Annotated in this window: 17 protein-coding genes; 11 read left to right on the plus strand and 6 right to left on the minus strand. The window is 58.5% G+C overall.

All coding sequences use genetic code 11. The annotated features are described in order from the left end of the window. Window positions 1-149: 149 nt before the first annotated feature. On the minus strand, window positions 150-404 hold the full coding sequence (locus tag M8318_RS04090) for a DUF4282 domain-containing protein (RefSeq protein WP_262661052.1): 255 nt from the start codon (window positions 402-404) through the stop codon (window positions 150-152). Between the two features lie 114 nt (window positions 405-518). Further along, entirely contained in the window at window positions 519-1,910 is a 1,392-nt protein-coding gene (pdxR, locus tag M8318_RS04095) for a MocR-like pyridoxine biosynthesis transcription factor PdxR (protein ID WP_262661053.1), read from the minus strand. Between the two features lie 102 nt (window positions 1,911-2,012). Here pdxR and M8318_RS04100 point away from each other — a divergent pair, with 102 nt between their 5' ends. After that, entirely contained in the window at window positions 2,013-2,492 is a 480-nt protein-coding gene (locus M8318_RS04100; RefSeq protein ID WP_262661054.1) for a carboxymuconolactone decarboxylase family protein, read from the plus strand. On the opposite strand, the gene M8318_RS04105 is transcribed toward M8318_RS04100, so the two are convergent. After that, a complete protein-coding gene (locus M8318_RS04105; RefSeq protein WP_262661055.1) occupies window positions 2,479-3,381 on the minus strand; it encodes a LysR family transcriptional regulator in 903 nt (300 codons plus the stop codon). The genes M8318_RS04100 and M8318_RS04105 overlap by 14 nt on opposite strands. A 100-nt stretch (window positions 3,382-3,481) precedes the next feature. Here M8318_RS04105 and M8318_RS04110 point away from each other — a divergent pair, with 100 nt between their 5' ends. Beyond that, window positions 3,482-4,897 carry an aldehyde dehydrogenase family protein gene (locus M8318_RS04110; protein WP_262661056.1) on the plus strand — a complete coding sequence of 472 codons (1,416 nt, stop codon included), beginning with the start codon at window positions 3,482-3,484 and terminating at the stop codon, window positions 4,895-4,897. A gap of 68 nt (window positions 4,898-4,965) precedes the next feature. Here M8318_RS04110 and M8318_RS04115 read toward each other — a convergent pair whose 3' ends face one another. Both M8318_RS04115 and M8318_RS04120 read right to left on the minus strand, forming a co-directional pair. Continuing rightward, window positions 4,966-5,466 (minus strand): GNAT family N-acetyltransferase, encoded by a 501-nt coding sequence (locus tag M8318_RS04115; RefSeq protein WP_262661140.1) that lies wholly within the window; start codon window positions 5,464-5,466, stop codon window positions 4,966-4,968. A gap of 24 nt (window positions 5,467-5,490) precedes the next feature. Next, entirely contained in the window at window positions 5,491-5,760 is a 270-nt protein-coding gene (locus tag M8318_RS04120; protein ID WP_106995670.1) for a type II toxin-antitoxin system TacA family antitoxin, read from the minus strand. 159 nt (window positions 5,761-5,919) lie between these two features. Here M8318_RS04120 and M8318_RS04125 point away from each other — a divergent pair, with 159 nt between their 5' ends. From M8318_RS04125 to M8318_RS04140, 4 genes are all read left to right on the plus strand, one after another. Beyond that, entirely contained in the window at window positions 5,920-6,243 is a 324-nt protein-coding gene (locus M8318_RS04125; RefSeq protein ID WP_166181481.1) for an antibiotic biosynthesis monooxygenase family protein, read from the plus strand. Next, a complete protein-coding gene (locus tag M8318_RS04130) occupies window positions 6,236-6,631 on the plus strand; it encodes an amino acid-binding protein (protein WP_262661141.1) in 396 nt (131 codons plus the stop codon). The genes M8318_RS04125 and M8318_RS04130 overlap by 8 nt, the downstream gene beginning before the upstream one ends. Continuing rightward, window positions 6,606-7,301, plus strand: coding sequence for an ArsR/SmtB family transcription factor (locus M8318_RS04135; RefSeq protein ID WP_262661057.1), 696 nt, complete (start codon window positions 6,606-6,608; stop codon window positions 7,299-7,301). The genes M8318_RS04130 and M8318_RS04135 overlap by 26 nt, the downstream gene beginning before the upstream one ends. 319 nt (window positions 7,302-7,620) lie before the next feature. Continuing rightward, window positions 7,621-8,010, plus strand: coding sequence for a hypothetical protein (locus M8318_RS04140; RefSeq protein ID WP_262661058.1), 390 nt, complete (start codon window positions 7,621-7,623; stop codon window positions 8,008-8,010). A gap of 56 nt (window positions 8,011-8,066) precedes the next feature. Here the strand turns inward: M8318_RS04140 and M8318_RS04145 are convergent, their stop codons facing one another. Further along, window positions 8,067-12,149 carry an autotransporter outer membrane beta-barrel domain-containing protein gene (locus tag M8318_RS04145; RefSeq protein WP_262661059.1) on the minus strand — a complete coding sequence of 1,361 codons (4,083 nt, stop codon included), beginning with the start codon at window positions 12,147-12,149 and terminating at the stop codon, window positions 8,067-8,069. A 388-nt stretch (window positions 12,150-12,537) separates the two neighbouring features. Between M8318_RS04145 and M8318_RS04150 the strand changes: the two genes are divergently transcribed. The 5 genes from M8318_RS04150 to M8318_RS04170 all read left to right on the plus strand — a co-directional run bounded on the left by M8318_RS04150 (window position 12,538) and on the right by M8318_RS04170 (window position 17,545). After that, window positions 12,538-13,101, plus strand: coding sequence for a helix-turn-helix transcriptional regulator (locus M8318_RS04150; RefSeq protein ID WP_262661060.1), 564 nt, complete (start codon window positions 12,538-12,540; stop codon window positions 13,099-13,101). 109 nt (window positions 13,102-13,210) lie between these two features. Continuing rightward, entirely contained in the window at window positions 13,211-13,678 is a 468-nt protein-coding gene (locus M8318_RS04155) for a MarR family winged helix-turn-helix transcriptional regulator (protein WP_262661061.1), read from the plus strand. After that, the gene (locus M8318_RS04160) at window positions 13,678-14,745 is read left to right on the plus strand and encodes an HlyD family secretion protein (RefSeq protein WP_262661142.1); all 1,068 of its coding nucleotides are present in this window, start codon (window positions 13,678-13,680) and stop codon (window positions 14,743-14,745) included. Before M8318_RS04155 ends, M8318_RS04160 begins: the two co-directional genes overlap by 1 nt. Continuing rightward, window positions 14,735-15,802: a DUF2955 domain-containing protein gene (locus M8318_RS04165; protein WP_262661062.1), complete on the plus strand. Its 1,068-nt coding sequence runs from the start codon at window positions 14,735-14,737 to the stop codon at window positions 15,800-15,802. Before M8318_RS04160 ends, M8318_RS04165 begins: the two co-directional genes overlap by 11 nt. 69 nt (window positions 15,803-15,871) lie before the next feature. Then, window positions 15,872-17,545: a hypothetical protein gene (locus tag M8318_RS04170; RefSeq protein ID WP_262661063.1), complete on the plus strand. Its 1,674-nt coding sequence runs from the start codon at window positions 15,872-15,874 to the stop codon at window positions 17,543-17,545. Window positions 17,546-17,554: the final 9 nt, after the last annotated feature.

The following is a 17,554-nucleotide window of genomic DNA, read 5'->3' on the forward strand; positions in this document are numbered from 1 at the left end:
CCCACTGCAGGGATCTACAATACAGGCTCGTGGCCTGAGGCCGGGTACGGCATGTGGACTGCATGGCAGAAAGAACTGGCCGGTTCTTTCTGCACGAAAGGATAATACAAGGCCGGGTAAGGCGCAGCCGCCACCCGGCATAAAAGGCATCACTCGACGCCAGGTTTTCCGGTGTTTTCCGCAATACGGCGCAGATATTCGTTATTTTTAAACGCCACCATAATCAGCTCGAACATCACGCGGGTGCCGATCAGGCTAAACAGCATCCCGAAAAAGCCCGCGATCAGATGTTCGGTAAACATCGAGTAGATCCCGCCGAGCAGGATAAACAGCATGGCGATCCAGTAGAAGAAGACCAGCACGCGCGGCGTTAACAGATAATCGAATCCCAGAAGTGATTTCATTTCCTTGTCCTTAGAAGTATTAAATTTGCGCGTTGATTATAAAGGCCGTCGCGGTAATTCATACCTTTATCATTATCTGAAAACAGCGTTTTATGATGCAAAATCAGGGGGTTGCTATTTAAGAAGATCGCAGGTTTGGATCTTCGGTCGCGTGAGTAGCGCAACGGCCTCGTCATAGCTGCGCACGTTGTTGTACCCCATCACTAGCCCGTAGCGCTTGCCCGACCCGCTGTACCACGCCGACAGGGCATTCACCTGCAGCTGCTGCTGTTGCCAGCAGCGGGCGATCTCCTGGTCGCAGCTGCCTGTGGTTAAAAACGCCACGATGTGCATCCCGCCGTCGTTCTGCTCGGTGAAGAACCGATCCCCATAGACCTCGTGCAGGGCGGCAATCATCCAGTCACGCCGCTGCTGATAGAGGGCGCGCATCTTTTTCAGATGGCGGAAGAAGTGGCCGTCGTTGAGGAAGGCGCTGAGGATCTTCTGAGTCAGCACCGGCTGGCCGCTGGCGAGCAGATCGGCGCAGTCGTTAAAGGCCGATACCGTGCTGGCGGGCATCACCACGTAGCCGAGGCGCAGGGAGGGCATCACCGTTTTGCTGAAGGTGCCCATGTAGATCACCCGATCCTGACGATCGAGACTTTTCAGCGATGGCAGCACCTTGCGGGTGTAGTGAAACTCGCCGTCATAGTCGTCCTCAATGATCCAGGCCTCGTTCTGCCCGGCCCAGTCGAGCAACTGCTGCCTGCGCGGCAGCGACAGCGTCACCGCCAGCGGGCTCTGGTGCGACGGAGTGACAATGGCAAAGCGGGCGTCGGCGTGGTGGCGCAGCAGATAGTCGGTATCCATCCCGGAACGATCCACCGGCACGGTGTGCAGGCGCGACAGGATCCGCCGGAGCAACTGCTGGCCCATAAAATAGCCCGGATCTTCAAACACCACCTTGTCGTTGCGGCTGGCGAGGGTGTCGAGGATCAGCCGCAGGCTGCCGCTGTAGCCGCTGGTGATCAGCACCTGGTCCGGCGTGCAGGACAATCCGCGCGAGATATTCAGGTAGCTGGCGATCGCCTGGCGCAGGGGAGCCCAGCCCATCACCGGCGGGTTGAGCATCTCCTCCTGACGCATGGCGCGCACCGCCTGGCCGGCCAGCAGCAGCCACTTTTTATACGGGAAACTGTCCAGCGCCGGGATGCCGGGGCGCAAAAAGCCCGCTCGTTCCCGCTGGCTAACCAGCGATTCCGGCAGCTGGCCCGTCAGCGGGTCATCGGGCAGTGGAGGCGTGGCGGGGAGGGTTAAATCAGGGTTCACCTGCGTGCCGCGCGCCCCCTGGCTCACCAGATAGCCCTCGCCGATCAGAATGGCATAGGCAGTTTCGACGGTTTTGCGCGCCACCTTCAGTTCTTCCGCCAGCACGCGGATGGCGGGCACCCTGTCGCCGGGTTTGAGGACGCCGCGGGTGATATTATCCCGATAGCGGGTGTAGATGTCGTGATAGCCCGGTTTCATGTCCTACCTCTTTTTGCGCTTTTTGTATCTTTTTACTATGTCATGAACGGCGTGGATTTGCCCCATCGCATTTCATATGCCGCACATCAAAGAGGAAAGACAATGAGCACTCGCGTTAACCACCATAAAGCCACACCTGCCCTCGCTAAAGCGCTCTCCGACCTGAGCATGGCGGTGAGCCAGACCTCCATCGACCCGGCGCTGAAGCACCTGATCGACATCCGCGTCTCCCAGCTCAACGGCTGTACATTTTGTCTGGATATGCATGCGAAAGAGGCCAAAATTGCCGGCGAGCGCGAGCTGCGCCTCTACCATCTGAGCGCATGGCGCGAGTCGCCGCTGTTCAGCGCCCGTGAAAAAGCGGCGCTGGCCTTCACCGAAGCGCTGACCCAGATCGGCCCGCACGGCGTCAGCGACGTGCTGTACCGCAGCGTGGCGGAACACTATTCGGAAATTGAGATCTCCGAGCTGAACTTTGCGATCGTGGCGATCAACGCCTGGAACCGCTTAGGGATCACCTCCCGTATGGCCCCGGGATCGCTGGATGCAGCGTATGGTCTGAACAAGGCTAACCTCGAGTAAGACCGCGCTCGCGGATCATCGCCACCAGCGCCCGCAGCCCGGGCGGGACGTGGCGATGGCCGGGATAGTACAGGCGCAGCCCGGCAAAGGGCTGGGACCACTCCTCCAGCACGCTCACCAGCTCCCCGCTTTCCAGCTCCTGCTGGATATAGAGTTCCGGTAAAAATCCCACCCCCAGCCCGGCTTTGACCGCCCGGATAGAAGCAAACAGATCCGAGGTGGCAAAACGCGGCGGCACCGCCAGGGCGATCTGCTCTCCGCGTCGCGCCAGCTCCCAGCGATAGATCCCCCCGTGGGCCATCCGCATGCCGATCCCCTGGTGATGCAGCAGATCGTCAGGGGTTTGCGGGGTGCCGTAGCGGGCAAAATAGTCCGGCGTGGCGGTGACCAGCTGACGAATATCCGGCGTGAGCGGCACGGCGATCATGTCCTGCGGCACTGACTCCGCGAGGCGCACCCCGGCGTCGTACCCCTCCGCCACGATGTCGATCATTCGCGCTTCACTCACCGCCTCGACGCGCATTTTCGGGTAGCGGATCATGTAGTCGATCAGCAGCGCATCCAGGAACAGCGTGCCGACGTTGTTCGGAACGTTCAGGCGCAGGGTGCCGGCAGGCTCGTCGGTGTCGCTGTGGATCTCTTCATCTGCCTGACGTATTTCCTGCAGCGCCGGGCCGATCCGCGCCACATAGCGCTGCCCGGCGTCGGTGAGCCCCACGCTGCGGGTGGTGCGGTTAAACAGCCGCGTTTGCAGACGGCTCTCCAGCCCGGCAACGGCGTTGCTCACGGCGGTGGCCGACATCCCCAGCTCCTGGGCGGCGGCGCGAAAGCTGCCGCGACGCACCACGGCCATCACTACTTCCAGCTCTGTCAGTCCTGAACGGTGCATAGATTATCCTGAAAATCGAAACAACCTTTGCAGCATAGCGTGGATTATCGCAACGGAGAAGGTGTGCCAGACTGGGTGCATCCAGCCTGAGGAGGTTTATATGCATCACATCGAACAGATCTATATCAACGGTGAATTTGTCACCCCACACGGCAGCGAGCGTTTTGATCTCTATAACCCGGCAACGGCCCGGGTTATAGGCCAGGTACGTCTGGCCGACGCGGTGGATGCCGAACGCGCCATTGCTGCCGCGCAGGCCGCTTTTCCGGGGTGGTCACAGACCACGAAGCAGGAACGTATTGCCGCGCTGCAGCGGATGCAGGCTGCGGTGGCGGCCCGTCATGACGATCTGCTGGCGGCGGTGATCGAGGAGTACGGCGCGCCCGCGTCGCGCTCGGCGTGGATGGCAAGCTATCCGGCGGAAGCGATCGGCCAGGCCATCGCGGCGCTGGAGGCGTTTGAATTTGTGCTCACTGCCGGGGCGGCACGGGTAGAGATGACCCCGCTGGGCGTCGCCGGGCTGATCACTCCGTGGAACAGCGATGCGGGCTTTATCTGCGGCAAACTGGCGGCAGCGCTGGCCGCAGGCTGCACGGCGGTGATCAAGCCCAGCGAGATGAGCGCCCTGCAGACGCAGATCGTGACCGAGGCGTTACACGCCGCCGACCTGCCGCCGGGGGTGTTCAACATCGTCACCGGGCGCGGCGACACGGTGGGCGAGACCATCAGCCGTCACCCTCTTGTTGCGAAAATCTCGTTTACCGGCTCAACGCAGACCGGCAAAGCGATCCTGCGCAACGCGGCGGAGAACTTTACCCGCGTCACCCTGGAGCTGGGCGGTAAATCCCCGACGATCGTTCTCGACGATGCCGATATCAAACAGGCCGTTCCGCTGGCGGTGCAGGCCGGACTGATGAACAGCGGACAGGCGTGCGTGGCCGGTACGCGCATCCTGGTGCCGCAGTCGCGGAAAGCGGAATTCGAGCAGGCGCTGGCCCAGGCCATCGCGGCGGTAAAGTCCGGCGATCCGCGGGATAACGCCACCGAAGTCGGCCCGATGGTGAGCGAAAAACAGTGGCAGCGGGTGCAGGGGTATATCCAGCGAGGGCTGACAGAGGGAGCACGCCTTCTGGCGGGCGGAGAAGGGCGGCCGGAAGGCACCCGGGACGGTTGGTTTGTCCGCCCGACGCTGTTTACCGACGTGCATAATCAGATGGCTATCGCCCGGGAGGAGATCTTTGGCCCGGTGCTGTGCGTGATCGCCTACCGCGACGAGGCCGAAGCCATCGCCATTGCTAACGATACCGATTACGGCCTGAGCGCGCTGGTGCTGGGTGGTGATGCGGAACGGGCGCGGCGCGTGGCAGAGCAGATCCAGTCCGGTCGCGTGCTGGTCAACACCCTGACCCATGAGCCCAAAGCGCCTTTTGGTGGGTTCAAGCACTCCGGCGTGGGGCGCGAGATGGGGGCGTGGGGGATCAGCGCGTTTATGGAACCGAAGTCGATCCTCGGCTAAAAAACGCCCGGCGGCGCAAGCTTGCCGGGCCTACGGTTCGGGCCTTTCCAGGCCGGGTAAGCGCAGCGTCACCCGGCAAACAGCTTTTTAATGGATTTTGTGGGATAAAAAAGAGCATCGGCGTTACTGCCCGTCAAAGGAATAAAGCCGAGCTTCAGATAAAAATCTTTCGCCCTATCGTTGAGCGCATCCACAAACATGCCGTGAATACCTACCGCCTGCGATGCCAGCCAGACCACTTTCATGGCATGTGTCACCAGCGTTATCCCCCAGCCCTGACCCTGCAGATCCTGGTGTACCGCAAGGCGCCCGAGTGTGACGCTGGGCACATTGACATAGGGCACTTTGCGCTGCTGCGTTTTTGAGGGCAGGCTCTCTTTCTCAAAGCAACTGCCGGACAGCGTATAGTAACCCAGCACTTTTGGCACAGGGTCGTCGGTAACGAGAAGATAAGCGCGTAGCAGTCGACCACCATGCTGGCGCGCAAGGTGCTCCAACAGAAAACGGTTAAGGCTGATTTCCCCGCAGTTGAAGCCTGTTAAATCATAGTGAGTCTCTTGCGAAAACATCCTTATTGTCAGATTAGCCACGCCTTACTCCATGTTTTGCAGACGTTTTGCTGCGCGTTTCAGCCTGTCATTGGGCTCTGGCGGGTTGTCGAGTGCATCCATAACGCGATCCCACGAATCCTCATTAAGGATCAGGCGGCGATGCTGCTCAATGACTTCGGCAGCACGTTCAGAGGCACTGTTAACCATAAACTGGGTAATTGTCTGGTTAGTCATCGCCGCAGCTTCTTCGATCAGATTTTTGTCGTCATCAGTTAACCTGAGGTCGATGCGCTGTTTTTTCAGTGCTGGCATTTTTACTCCGGGGTTTCTTTTGTACGGATAATTTCCGTACGCTGACTATAAAGCTGAACAGGACGTTTTTCAATCATATCCTCACATTTCGCTCCTCACCGAAGCATCACCTTTTTCTTTCCCTCATCCTCTCCTGACCCTCACAACGGAGAGACCCTCATGATTGCAGTCCTGTTTGAAGCCAAAGCGCAACCCGCGCATCAGGCGCGTTACCTGCAGCTGGCCGCCGAGCTGAAGCCGCTGCTGGCGGATATCGACGGCTTTATCGATATCGAACGTTTTCAGAGTCTGACCACCGACGGCAAAATCCTCTCCCTCTCCTGGTGGCGGGATGAAGAGGCGATCCGGAGCTGGAAGCAAAACGTCTTTCACCAGGCCGCGCAGGCCGAAGGGCGAGCGTCGATCTTTGCCTGCTACCGCATTCGTGTGGCACAGGTGATACGGGAATACGCCTCAGAAACCGGAGGGCATGCCGATGTATGACATCCATGTGATGTTCAACGACGTGCTCGGCGAGCTGGCGCGCTTTGGTCAGCTGCTGGGGCAACACGGCGTGGGGCTGGAGGGCGGCGGCGTCTTTGGCGTGGAGGCGCATTTTCTGGTGGAGGAGGGTGAAAAGGCCCGACGTGTGCTGCTCGACGGCGGGTTTAACGTGCAGGCGGTGCGCAAGCCGCTGATCCGTAAGCTGAGACAGGAGCGTCCCGGCGAGCTGGGGGAGATCGCCGCCGCGCTGGCAGGGCAGGGAGTGTCTATCCTCACCCAGTACAGCGATCATGCGAACCACCTTATTCTGCTGACGGATAATGATAAGCTGGCCGCAGAGATCACCGGGCCATGGGTTGCCAATGCTAAAGACCAGTTTACCTCCTGATAACAGCGCCGCGCTGGAGCTGGCCGTTGCTGCGGTTGCCGCGGCGATGGCCGATCCCTCCCGGGTGAAAATGCTCTGCGCCCTGATGGATGGGCGGGCGTGGACCGCCACCGAGCTCAGCGCGGTGGCGGATGTGGCACCCTCTACCGCCAGCGGGCATCTTACCCGGCTGCTGGACGGGAAGCTGATCACCTGCCTGTCTCAGGGTCGGCATCGCTACTATCGGCTGGCAGGGCATGACGTCGCGGAGCTGGTGGAGCAGATGATGGGCCTGTCGTGGGGGCGCATCACGCCGCCGCAGACCACCGCGCCGGAACCGATGCGTCACGCCCGCACCTGCTACGACCATCTGGCGGGCACGGTCGCGGTGCAGATCTATGATTTTATGCAGGCGGAGGGGTGGCTGGTAGCGGATGGATCGGCCCTCACCTTGTGCGGGCGCGAGGCGTTCCTGACATTAGGGATCACGTTAAATAGCAAAACCCGGCGTAAAGCCTGCTGCGCCTGTCTGGACTGGAGCGAGCGGCGGTTTCATCTGGGCGGCGAGGCGGGTGCGGCGCTGCTGGTTCACCTGGAAACCAAAGGCTGGATCCAGCGGGTAGCGGGCTTTCGCGAGGTGGTAGTGACAGCATCAGGTCAGCGTGCCATCGATCGGCATTTTAGCCGCTGAGAAAACGCCCGGCGGCGCAAGCTTGCCGGGCCTACAAAAACACCCACACGGCATCAACCGCACGAACCGTAGGCCGGGTAAGCGTAGCGCCACCCGGCGTCAGCGCGTAAGGCTGCTCCATAATCATTTATATCACTTATGTGTAGGGCTGAACTTATTCATAAACTAAATTTATTTGGTTTGAGAATTTTCGCATGTCGCTTTTTACTATTATCGTGATTGAGGATTCTCATGTAGCATAAAAAATTAGCCTGCGATCCCGCCAGCTAAATAGTGAGATGTTTAAAAGTGCAATGTATTAACAGGGAGAAGATATATTGTGTCTAAAATGAAGAGTTACGCAGAGAGCGTGCTGTTCCAGAGTATTATTTCATTATCGGAGGGCACAGGAACGGTAGACAGCCTTGCCGCACTGTCCGAAAATTATATATCCCGTCTTGGAAGCAGTGATGTCCCCATTCCGCTGCGCAAAGCGCTTAAAGACGTTAAAGCCCTTTTGGCAGCGCTTATCGAAAAAAACCACAGCCAGACCGGCAGTCATGCCGTATGGATAAACAAAAAGCAGTCTCTGCTGACCCTGATTACGGAGTTATATACTGACGTGGTGGCGTGGAATGCGGTTGAACAATATATTTCGGCGTCACAGTTTCTGTTATTTTCTGAAGGGAAAAACGGATCTGAACGTCATTCGCCTAACGCGATAAATTAATATTACCATTGCACCCAGAAAGAAAGCCGCATACTCACGTATGCGGCTTATTGGTTTTAGAAGGCGAGCGACCAGGTGGCGCTCATTGTCTGATTGGTGTCATGCTGAGAGGCATTTACGTTATAGCCCACGCCGAAGGTCATATTACTTTTCTGCATTTTAACCCCCAGTTGGCCGCTGAAGGCGGTGTCGTCCATGATCTCTGCGCGGATAGTATCGCTACCACTGATACCCACGGTGCGCAGGGTATTTTGACTCTCCCGGTCGCCGGTGACGGCCACCACGCCTGCATCGGCCAGGGTACTCATCTTCCAGCCGGAATCCAGCGCGAAGGTTTTCGCCACTTTCACCCCTACCGGGAACTGCCAGATGTTCTGGGTGCCTTTATCGGTATGGAAGACGCGTTCATCCTGACCATTTTTGGTATCAAAGGCATCGGTTGTGAGCTGGTTATAGCGCACCCCCGCATGAGGAATGATATCCAGCACGTCGGTTTCAATCAGGTACTCGCCCCGTACGCCCGCGCTGAACAACATCCCGTCCACGTTCGCCTTCAGCTTGTTGCCTGCTTCCATCCAGCCCGGCTGTTTCTGGTCAACATCGTTGCTGGTCTGGGTCAGGCTGACATCGCCCGTCAGGTTCCAGCGATCCTGGTTCCAGTTCTGGTACAGGGTAACGCCCCAGAAGCTGAAATCATTGTGGGTGGCATTGACGTCGCCGCGTGAATCGCTGTCGCCATTACCGGCATGGAACGCCGCGCCGCTGCGCAGGGTGCCGTGTTCGGTCTGCCAGGTTTTATCTCCCCCCATCATCAGGCCGTAGAATTTGCTGTTTTGACCGTAGCTCAGGTTCCCGGCGTTCAGGTCGCTGCTGCGCGGGTTGCCGTACAGGGTATGAACCCAGACGCTGGCATCGGTGTCCGCAGGTTGCAGAGCCGCGTTGGCAACGGAGTTACGCTCCAGCACGGCATCCACCGCCGCATTGCCCGCCGCCCAGGTGTTGTGCTGCACTCCGCCTGCGGTGGCGATATGCGCCGCGCTGTTGACGGTTCTCACCACCTCAGCCACGCTCGCCTGTGGCGTATCGATGGCAACCGACAGATAACGCGCCCCCGCCTGGCTGGCAGAACGTGAGTTCTCCCCGCTGGCGATAAGCTGATCCAGCGCATGGGTGGTGACTACACCCGGCAGGACGTCCTGTGCCGCGCGGGCCTTCGTGGTGACCAGCACCGCGCCGTCACGCTCCTCGGTGGTGGCCGTCAGCAGTTTGTTCAGCAGCAGGTTCTCGTTCTGCCAGCCGTTTCCGGTGAGGTTGACGTCGCTAAAGCCTCGGGCAACCGCGTAGGTCTGGTTTGCCTTCGCGTCCGCGACGTAGAGTGCGGCGCTGTCCGCCACGTTCAGGCTGCCATCGGTCGCATTCAGTGCGGCCTGGCCGTTGGTCATCTCCTTGGTATTAACCATCAGCAGAGAGTGGTCGGCAAAGTCGACGCTGTTAAAGGCGGCGTCACGGTCGGCAGAGTTACCGGTCAGAGAGCCGTCGACCCGCAGACCGCCCTGGGAGGCGTTAAGGAATTGCGGGGTATGGACAGAGACCGCCGCCGTGATGGCGTTTTCACCCCAGGTTAAGCCGCTGTCGGCGAAACGGGCTTCTGCTGCGGTAGTGGTCGTATCCCCCAGCACCAGCAGGGCGTTCTGACCCACGGTCACGCGACCGTTGATCTCATTGCCGCCGCTTGCCACGCGGGAGGCGTTAGCCAGCGTGCCGCCCTCGGTCCAGGCCGGGTCGATAAACATCCGTGCGCCCTGCAGATCTAAACGTTCTGCCATCAGCGTACCCGCGGCGGTGACATCACCGACGGTGATCTGCGCATCCTGGCTGGCCATAAGCTGCCCTGCCTGCAGGGAACCGTTCACCGCCAGCTGGGCGCTGTCCTGCAGCGCCATGTCGCTGTGCAGGGTGGCTTGCTGTTGTACGGTGACCAGGCCGCTGCTGATAACCCCGGCCGCGGATCCGCCGGAGACCAGAGTATGGTCGCCTGCCACGATGTTCAGGGTGCCTTCCGGAGCCACGGTGACGGTGCCGGTGAGGTGGCCGGTAACGTCCGGCATCGCTGTGGTGCCTAAGTTCAGCGTTCCGTTATTGACCGCTACCGCAACAGGCGTATCCGGTGCGTCAGCCACGTCGAACAACGCGCCCGCAGCCCCGGTCAGGGTCAGGGTCTGGTTGCCGCCAATCTCTACCGACGGCTGGCCTTCACCTTCAAACCGCAGCTGTGCCGCGCCAAAGCCGTTACGCACGAAAATGGCTTCATCAGTGGTCGCATCTTTCTCGCCGATACTGAGCTGGTTTTTACTGGAGGTGACCTGGGTATTAGCCAGCACCGCCTGGGTCATGGCGGCGTCGATTACGCTGGCGGTGCCCGCCACGTTATCAGCATTTTGCAGGGTGCCGAGCATCACCAGGCTGTTGCCTTCCGTCGCGCCCAGCAGGTCATTGACCGCCTTCACATAGTCCAGATGGTAGGTGTCATCGGTCAGGATCAGCGTGCTGTCGGTAAAGCTCATGCCCGCGCCGGTCTCGTTATAGCCCTCAGGCAGCAGGGAGGAGGCCGCCAGGTTGAACAGCTGGTCGGAACGGGTTTGCAGCTGGCTATGGTTGACCATGTTCAGCGACGCGCCGCTGCTCAGCGCCAGGGTATCGGCGATCAGTTTGGTGCTATCAAAGGTTAAATTGCCGCTGCTCAGCTGCACCGGGGCGGTTATCGTGGTGCCGTTAACGGTCAGGGCGTTGCCCACGTTGGAATCAGTAAAGCCGTCGGTCAGGACCAGGTCGCCCGCAACGGCCAGCGTGCCAAAGTTGCTGAATTGCGTCCCGCCAAATTCAGGCATGTTCGTCAGGTGCAGGGTGCTTGCGTCGCCGCTGCCGTACAGCTGGCCCGCCACCTTAGTGTTATCCAGCCAGATGTCGGAGCGGAGCACCGTTGTGCCTTTCAGATTGACGTCCCCGGAGAGGGTGCTGTCGGTCAGATGCAGATCCACGCTGCCTGTGCCGGTGCTGGCATTGATGTTGCCCGTCAGCACGGAGCGGGTGATATCCATCGCAATCTGTGCGGCTCTGTTGGCGATCAGGTTGCCGGTAAGGGTGGAATCCGTCAGCGAGGCGGTAGTCTTACCCGCAACCGCGCCGGTAAGTGTCGCATGGCCGAGGATCTCGCTCTTATCCAGCGTCAGGTGGGCAGTACCACTTGACATGACAATGGCGTTACCGTCTTTCTGGGTGGTTTTAGTGATACTGGAATCCGTAACAGACAGCGTGCTGGTGCTGCCTGAGGTCGCGAGGGTCACCGAGCCCGTCAGCTGGCTGTGGTCGACGACAATCGCATGCGTTTTATCTGCGGCTGTGAGGTTAGTGATTTCTATCGCATTGGCCGTTTTGGCAACGGCGTTGGTGGTATTGATGGTGCTGCGCTGGACCGTAATTGCGTTATCATTTAGCGCGTTGTACAGCAAAATACCGCCAGCCTGGATATGGCTGTCCTGCACGCTAATGTCGTGGGTACCCGCGCCGCCCGCGTAGATCCTGCCTGTCACCAGGCTGTCATTCTGGATATCAATATCGGCATTACCGCTGTCGGCGGCATCCAGATAAATAGCGTTACCTGCGAGATAATCCTTCGAGGTTGCGGCTTTGTCCAACTCATAATGCTTCCCTTTAACGGCCCCGTTCAGGGTTGAAGCATCCACGACGATATGGGTATGAGTTTGCTCTTTCTTGTTTCCCGCCTCGATGAAATCCACCTTAGCGCCTTTGATCATTTCAACGTTGGCTGTGCCGCCCTTGCTGACGTTGATGAAATAGTTGCTCAGATTCGCGCCATCGACGAGAATTTGCTGCGTATCCGAAGCGGTGCGGGAAGGGCCAGAAAAATAAATATTCTGCGCTTTTGCCGTGCTATCAATAGCCCCATCCTGGGTTGGTGCGGTGAAAGACCATAAGGTAGGATTTTCTTTTAATCCACAGGTTCCGTTCACTAAATTACCCACGCACGTATTTGCCAGTGCTGGTGACAAAATTAAACTGCTGCCCAGAATCATACTCATACTGATAGCCAGCTGATTCAGGCGAAATGATTTATTCATAAGGTGTCCCTCTAATTACGTAATGATTTTATTTCGCAATAGCGAATATAAAAATGCATACACCGTTTAATCCTTCGTTACATTTCGCAGCATATCAAAAGAAAATAAAACTCAGGGTCGGATTGATCTTTCCTTGCCTGGAAAAATCTTAAGTGGTCGGATATCTCGCTGTAATAAATGATTAATATTTTCTTTAAATATGCTTTTTTGTGAGCAACAGCACGAATTGCCGCTAATTGCTTGAGAATATTCCTACAATCCCCCGGAAAACTGTTAATTGAAAATAATTACATTCTCGATGATTATGATTGAATCCACAGTGATGATAAGGATATAGGCAATGATTATAGTATTAACATCCTGTAGATACTTTCAGCAGGGCTTTAACATGCTGGTCGATCGGCTAATGATCGACGCGCCCTCATTTCAACGGGTGCTTTATCTTGATGACATTAAAAAAGCGACGAAAGAGGATCTTGCCCTGACCAAAGCCATTGTGGTGGATTATGGCGAGTCGGATATTAAAGTGTTGAATGCGCTGCTGGACGTCAAAAACCGTTACGAGCAGAGCTATTTTATTTTTATTACCCGGGATGTGTGCTACGAAAGCACGATTGAAAATATTCTCATTAATACCATCGCCGATTACACCATCGACTGTAAAAGTGCCGTGCGAAAATTACACGCCTGTCTTACCCACCTTGCCCAGGAAGATCAGCCGGTCACTATTTTTAAAAATGCGCGCTGGCATCATCTTGAAAAAGAACAACGCTTAACCCGCATGGAGACCATGCTGCTGCCCTATATTGTGTCGGGGAAAAAGAATAAAGAAATTACCCGCTACCTGGACGTGACCGGAAAAACCGTCAGCCATCATCGACGCAATATCTATCGAAAATTCGCCGTGACCAATCTGACCGGCTTGTATAAGAAATTTGATCAGCATCTTTGAGCCTGCAAGGGCTCTCCTCGCTTTCGCAATTCCTGCTCTTAACCTCCTCGTTTCTTGATACTTACCCTGATAACTATTATCTTCTCAGCGTGTGAAGCGAGGTTCCCCCATGCGTGAAGAAGATCTGTTCTGCCGCCGGCCGATGGGCATGCGGATGGCAATGATTGTGCGTCAGTGGCGCGCGGTGATTGACGACGCCATTCTCGAGACCGGGTTAACCCAGTCGAGCTGGACGGTGATGATGCAGCTGGATCAACTGGGAGAGAACGTCTCGGTAAGCGAACTGGCGGAGGTGCAGGGCATTGAACTGCCGCCGCTGATGCGCACCCTTTCACAGCTGGAAAAACAGGGCTATCTGCTGCGCACCACATCGCCTTATGACAAGCGCATCCGGCTGCTGACGCTCACACCCGAAGGGAACGCGGTGCTGAAAACGCTGACCCGGGTTATCGAAACGTTCCAGAAACGGGTATCGCAGAATATTGCCCCGGAGCATCTCGAGATTTTCAGTAACACACTCAATCAAATCGCCTGCAATTTGCGGACAATCCGCGAAGAAGATAACAAGACCCAATAATCATGACCCCTGAACAAAAGTTTGCCCGCTGGGTAAGGGTAAGTATTGCCTCTTTCCTGCTGATGTTTGTCTATTTTATCGTCGCCGATATCTGGATCCCGCTGACGCCGGACGCCACGGTGATGCGCGTGGTCACGCCGGTGTCGGCGCGCGTCTCCGGCTATGTGGCCGCGGTGCATGTTCACAATAACAGCCAGGTTAAGAAGGGCGATCTGCTGTTTGAGCTCGACGCCACGCCGTTCCGTAATAAGGTCGAGGCCGCTGAGATTGCCCTGCAGCAGGCACGTCTCGCCAACCAGCAGCTGGACGCGCAGATCGTGGCGATCCAGGCCAGCCTGAAAACCGCCCAGCTCACCGCCCGCAACGATAAAGTCACTTTCGATCGCTATCAGAAACTCAGCACCCTGCAGAACGTCTCCCAGGCGGATCTGGATAAGGTGCGTACCACCTGGCAGAGCAGCGAGCAGTCGGTGGCGAATCTGCAGGCTAACATCCATCAGCTGCGTATTGAGCGCGGCGAGCGGGATGAACAGCATAACGTGACCCTGCAAAAATACCGCAACGCGCTGGACGAGGCTCAACTCAACCTCGGCTGGACCAAAATCTACGCCGAGGCCGACGGCACGGTCAGTAACGTTCAACTGAGTCCCGGCTTTTATGCCGCCTCCGGCTCGGCGGCGCTGGCGCTGGTGAACAACCAGAGCGATATCGTCGCCGATTTCCGCGAAAAGAGCCTGCGCCATACCCACCAGAACACCGACGCCGCGGTGGTATTTGACGCCTTCCCGGGCCGGGTGTTCCGCGCCCACGTCACCAGCAGCGATGCCGGGATTTTAGCGGGTCAGGAGGCAGTCAACGGCCAGCTGTCGGAGCCGGAAACCTCCAACCGCTGGGTGCGTGACGCCCAGCGGATGCGCATCCACGTGGCGCTGGACGACGCTCTGCCGAAGCACCTCCCGACCGGCGCGCGCGCCACCGTGCAGCTCTACAACAGCGAAGGTCCGTTCGCCCGCTTCTTCTCCGGGATGCAGATCCACCTCGTCAGCCTGCTGCATTATGTCTATTAATACCCTCGCGCGGGTCTTTACCCCGCACGGCAACATCGTCTACACCGCCAACGACTTTCGCCAGACGCTGCGGATCGTGATTGCCGGGATGATTGCGCTGAGCGTGTCGAGCTTCTACAACACCAGCTACGGCGTCTTCTTCGTGATCTACCCGATCATGCTCCTGTCGCTGGTGCCGGTGTTTAACCGCCACGTCGCTAAGCAGTTTGTGTTCAGTTCCGCGCTGAACTGCATCGAAATGGTGTTTATTATCGGCTATCTGGCGCAGTGGCCGGTAATTATGACCCTGGTGGTGTTTGGCCTCTACGTGATGCGTTTTCGCTTTATGAGCCAGGGGCCGCTGTTTCTGTTCGGCTCGATGGGGGTGGTGTGTCAGAGCACCATGCTCAACTTTATGAGCTATCCCACCACCAACTGGCACACGCTGCTGTTCTCCAACCTCGAAGCCAGCGTGATGGCGGTGGGCCTGAGCGCACTGATGCACTTTCTGCTGCCGGACGTTGAACCGCGCACGCCGCCGCCGCGGCTGGAGAAAGACGCCGCCCGCGTGCGCCACGAGTCACTGCTCTCCGGCACCGTGGCGACGCTGATTTTTGTGGTGTTCCAGATAAGCGATCTCAGCGATTCTCTGTCGGCACTGATGGCGGGGGTGCTGATCCTCTTCCCGATGCACTACCGCGGGGCGGTGATGAGCTCCCTGTGGCGCGTGGTCGGGGTGGTGCTCGGCTGCCTCTACATTCTGGTGGTGCAGTTGGTGCTGTACGATCACAGCAGCCATATGCTGCTGATGATGCCCCTGATTGGCCTCGGGCTGGCGTTTGGTGCCCGCCTGCACGTGATGGAGAAGGTGGGGGCCGGGGTCGGTTTTGCCAGCATCACCACCATCGGGATCATGTTCGGCCAGAACATGCACCCGGACGGCGACCTGGTGTTCAGCGACCTCTACCGCATCGTCTCAGTGACGGTGGCGCTGGTGGCGACCTTGACCATGGTGTTCATTATGCATCTGATCCTTAACTGCTTTGCGCCGACGCGCTACGTGATCCGCAATCCGTAGCACACATCTTCCCCACGTTCTGTGCTATCACTGTCGGTCGATTAACTGGCCGACAAAAGGGATGACGATATGTGGCAGACGCGGGCGCTGGAGCTGAATAATCAGGCGTACTGGAACTGGGACAAGGCTTGCGAGCTGGTCGACTGGGCCGTGGCGCATGATTTTAATACGGTGGTTGTCGGGCAGGTGGATCTGTTCGACAAGCTGGTCTCCCCGAAAGGCTACACGCCGCACCTCGACAACGACCGCCTCTCCAGCCAGCAGCGTGCCCGCTGCGTCTACCTCAACCGCCTGGGGCTGCTGTGTCAGCAAAAGGGGCTGCGTTTTTACCTGCAGGCCAAAGAGTTCAGCTTCCCCACCGAGCTGTTGCTGGCGCACCCGCATCTGTTTGAGCCGGGCCAGGGCATGCGGCTCGACGTCGATTTCTGGTGCGGATATCTGACCCGCAAAATCGCCCTGATCTGCCAGCGCATACCGGCGCTCAGCGGCCTGCTGGTAGCTATCTCCAGCACCGATGGCCTGCTGCCGGTGTCGCGCCCCAACTGGGAGTTGCAGGCCGAAGGCGAGGTCAATCCGGTTCAGCGCGATGAGCGCAGTCTGGCGATCTACAGCCGCTGCTTCAATGCCATGACCCGCACCATGCAGGCTGAGAACAAGCACCTGGTGCTGCGGGTGTTCCCGGCAGGCAACCACGATCTTAACAACGTGCTGGAGGCGATCCGCCCGCTGCCCCGGAGCGTCAGCGTCTCGATCAAACTCACCCCGGAACGTTTCTGGCCCTCGTTTCCCAATAACCCGGCGCTGCTGGCGGTGCAGGAGCGGGAAGTATGGGCGGATATCGACCTGGTGGGGGAGGAAGTCGGCTGGGGCGTGCTCCCCTGGCTGCGCATCGACGAACTGCAGGGCCGCCTGCTGTGGTGCCGCTCGAACCCGGCGATCCGCGGCGTGGTGTGCAAAACCAGCTGGGAGGGGGTCGATAATCACTGGGTGATGGGCACCCTGAGCGAGTGCAATCTGGTGGCCTGTAGCCGGATGGTCACCAGCGATGGCCGTCATCTCAGCGTGGCACAGCTGCTGAGCGACTGGCTGGATGAGCGCTACGGCTGGCACCCGGACGGCGACACCTTTGGCATCTTCCGATCCCTGCTGGAGCAGGCGGGGCAGGTGCTGTACGGCGCCCTCTACGTACGCGATCACGTTTTTCATCGCCACAGCCAGGTGCCGGAGAGCTACAGCCAGGCGGTGTGGAGCCTCTATGGCCAGCTCAACCGCAACCACTGGCTGCCGGGATCGGAGCGCGATATTTTCTTCAGCGCCAGCGACGTGGAGGCCTCTTCCGCGTCGCTGTCGCGCATTGCCCGCGAGAAGGATGACGCCCGGGATGCCTCAGAGGCGTTGCAGGAACAGGCCCTGCGCTTTGCCGACACCGCCGCGTTCCCCTGGGCGCTGAAACGCCGCTGGCTGGAGGAGTGGCAGGGCTTTGCGCTCTACTGCCATCTGTTTGTTCATGCCCAGAAAGCCTTCTTTACCCTGCGCTTTGCCCGGGAAGTGGAGAACAGCTGGAGCATGCGCGAGATCTGCCAGATCAACATTCAGGAGCTGTATCGCAGCGCCGCCGAGCTGGACGATTTCTGCATCAAGCACGCCGATGCCTCCCCCGGCCTGCACGTGCTGTTCGATGCCTCCCGCGTGCGCGCCCTGGCGGACAGCCTGAGCGACGAGCTAAAAGTGCTGAAGGGCTAGTTTGTGTGA

It is taken from the genome of Leclercia tamurae (genome assembly GCF_025566055.1).
GTDB lineage: Bacteria > Pseudomonadota > Gammaproteobacteria > Enterobacterales > Enterobacteriaceae > Enterobacter > Enterobacter tamurae.

Excerpts from the sequence above, each read along its gene's own strand:
- M8318_RS04115 (WP_262661140.1), bottom strand. The coding sequence starts at position 5,466 with ATGTTTTCGCAAGAGACTCACTATGATTTAACAGGCTTCAACTGCGGG.
- M8318_RS04090 (WP_262661052.1), bottom strand. The coding sequence starts at position 404 with ATGAAATCACTTCTGGGATTCGATTATCTGTTAACGCCGCGCGTGCTG.
- M8318_RS04125 (WP_166181481.1), top strand. The coding sequence starts at position 5,920 with ATGATTGCAGTCCTGTTTGAAGCCAAAGCGCAACCCGCGCATCAGGCG.
- M8318_RS04135 (WP_262661057.1), top strand. The coding sequence starts at position 6,606 with ATGCTAAAGACCAGTTTACCTCCTGATAACAGCGCCGCGCTGGAGCTG.
- M8318_RS04145 (WP_262661059.1), bottom strand. The coding sequence starts at position 12,149 with ATGAATAAATCATTTCGCCTGAATCAGCTGGCTATCAGTATGAGTATG.
- M8318_RS04130 (WP_262661141.1), top strand. The coding sequence starts at position 6,236 with ATGTATGACATCCATGTGATGTTCAACGACGTGCTCGGCGAGCTGGCG.
- M8318_RS04100 (WP_262661054.1), top strand. The coding sequence starts at position 2,013 with ATGAGCACTCGCGTTAACCACCATAAAGCCACACCTGCCCTCGCTAAA.
- M8318_RS04120 (WP_106995670.1), bottom strand. The coding sequence starts at position 5,760 with ATGCCAGCACTGAAAAAACAGCGCATCGACCTCAGGTTAACTGATGAC.
- M8318_RS04155 (WP_262661061.1), top strand. The coding sequence starts at position 13,211 with ATGCGTGAAGAAGATCTGTTCTGCCGCCGGCCGATGGGCATGCGGATG.
- M8318_RS04170 (WP_262661063.1), top strand. The coding sequence starts at position 15,872 with ATGTGGCAGACGCGGGCGCTGGAGCTGAATAATCAGGCGTACTGGAAC.
- M8318_RS04110 (WP_262661056.1), top strand. The coding sequence starts at position 3,482 with ATGCATCACATCGAACAGATCTATATCAACGGTGAATTTGTCACCCCA.
- M8318_RS04105 (WP_262661055.1), bottom strand. The coding sequence starts at position 3,381 with ATGCACCGTTCAGGACTGACAGAGCTGGAAGTAGTGATGGCCGTGGTG.
- M8318_RS04150 (WP_262661060.1), top strand. The coding sequence starts at position 12,538 with ATGCTGGTCGATCGGCTAATGATCGACGCGCCCTCATTTCAACGGGTG.
- pdxR (WP_262661053.1), bottom strand. The coding sequence starts at position 1,910 with ATGAAACCGGGCTATCACGACATCTACACCCGCTATCGGGATAATATC.
- M8318_RS04165 (WP_262661062.1), top strand. The coding sequence starts at position 14,735 with ATGTCTATTAATACCCTCGCGCGGGTCTTTACCCCGCACGGCAACATC.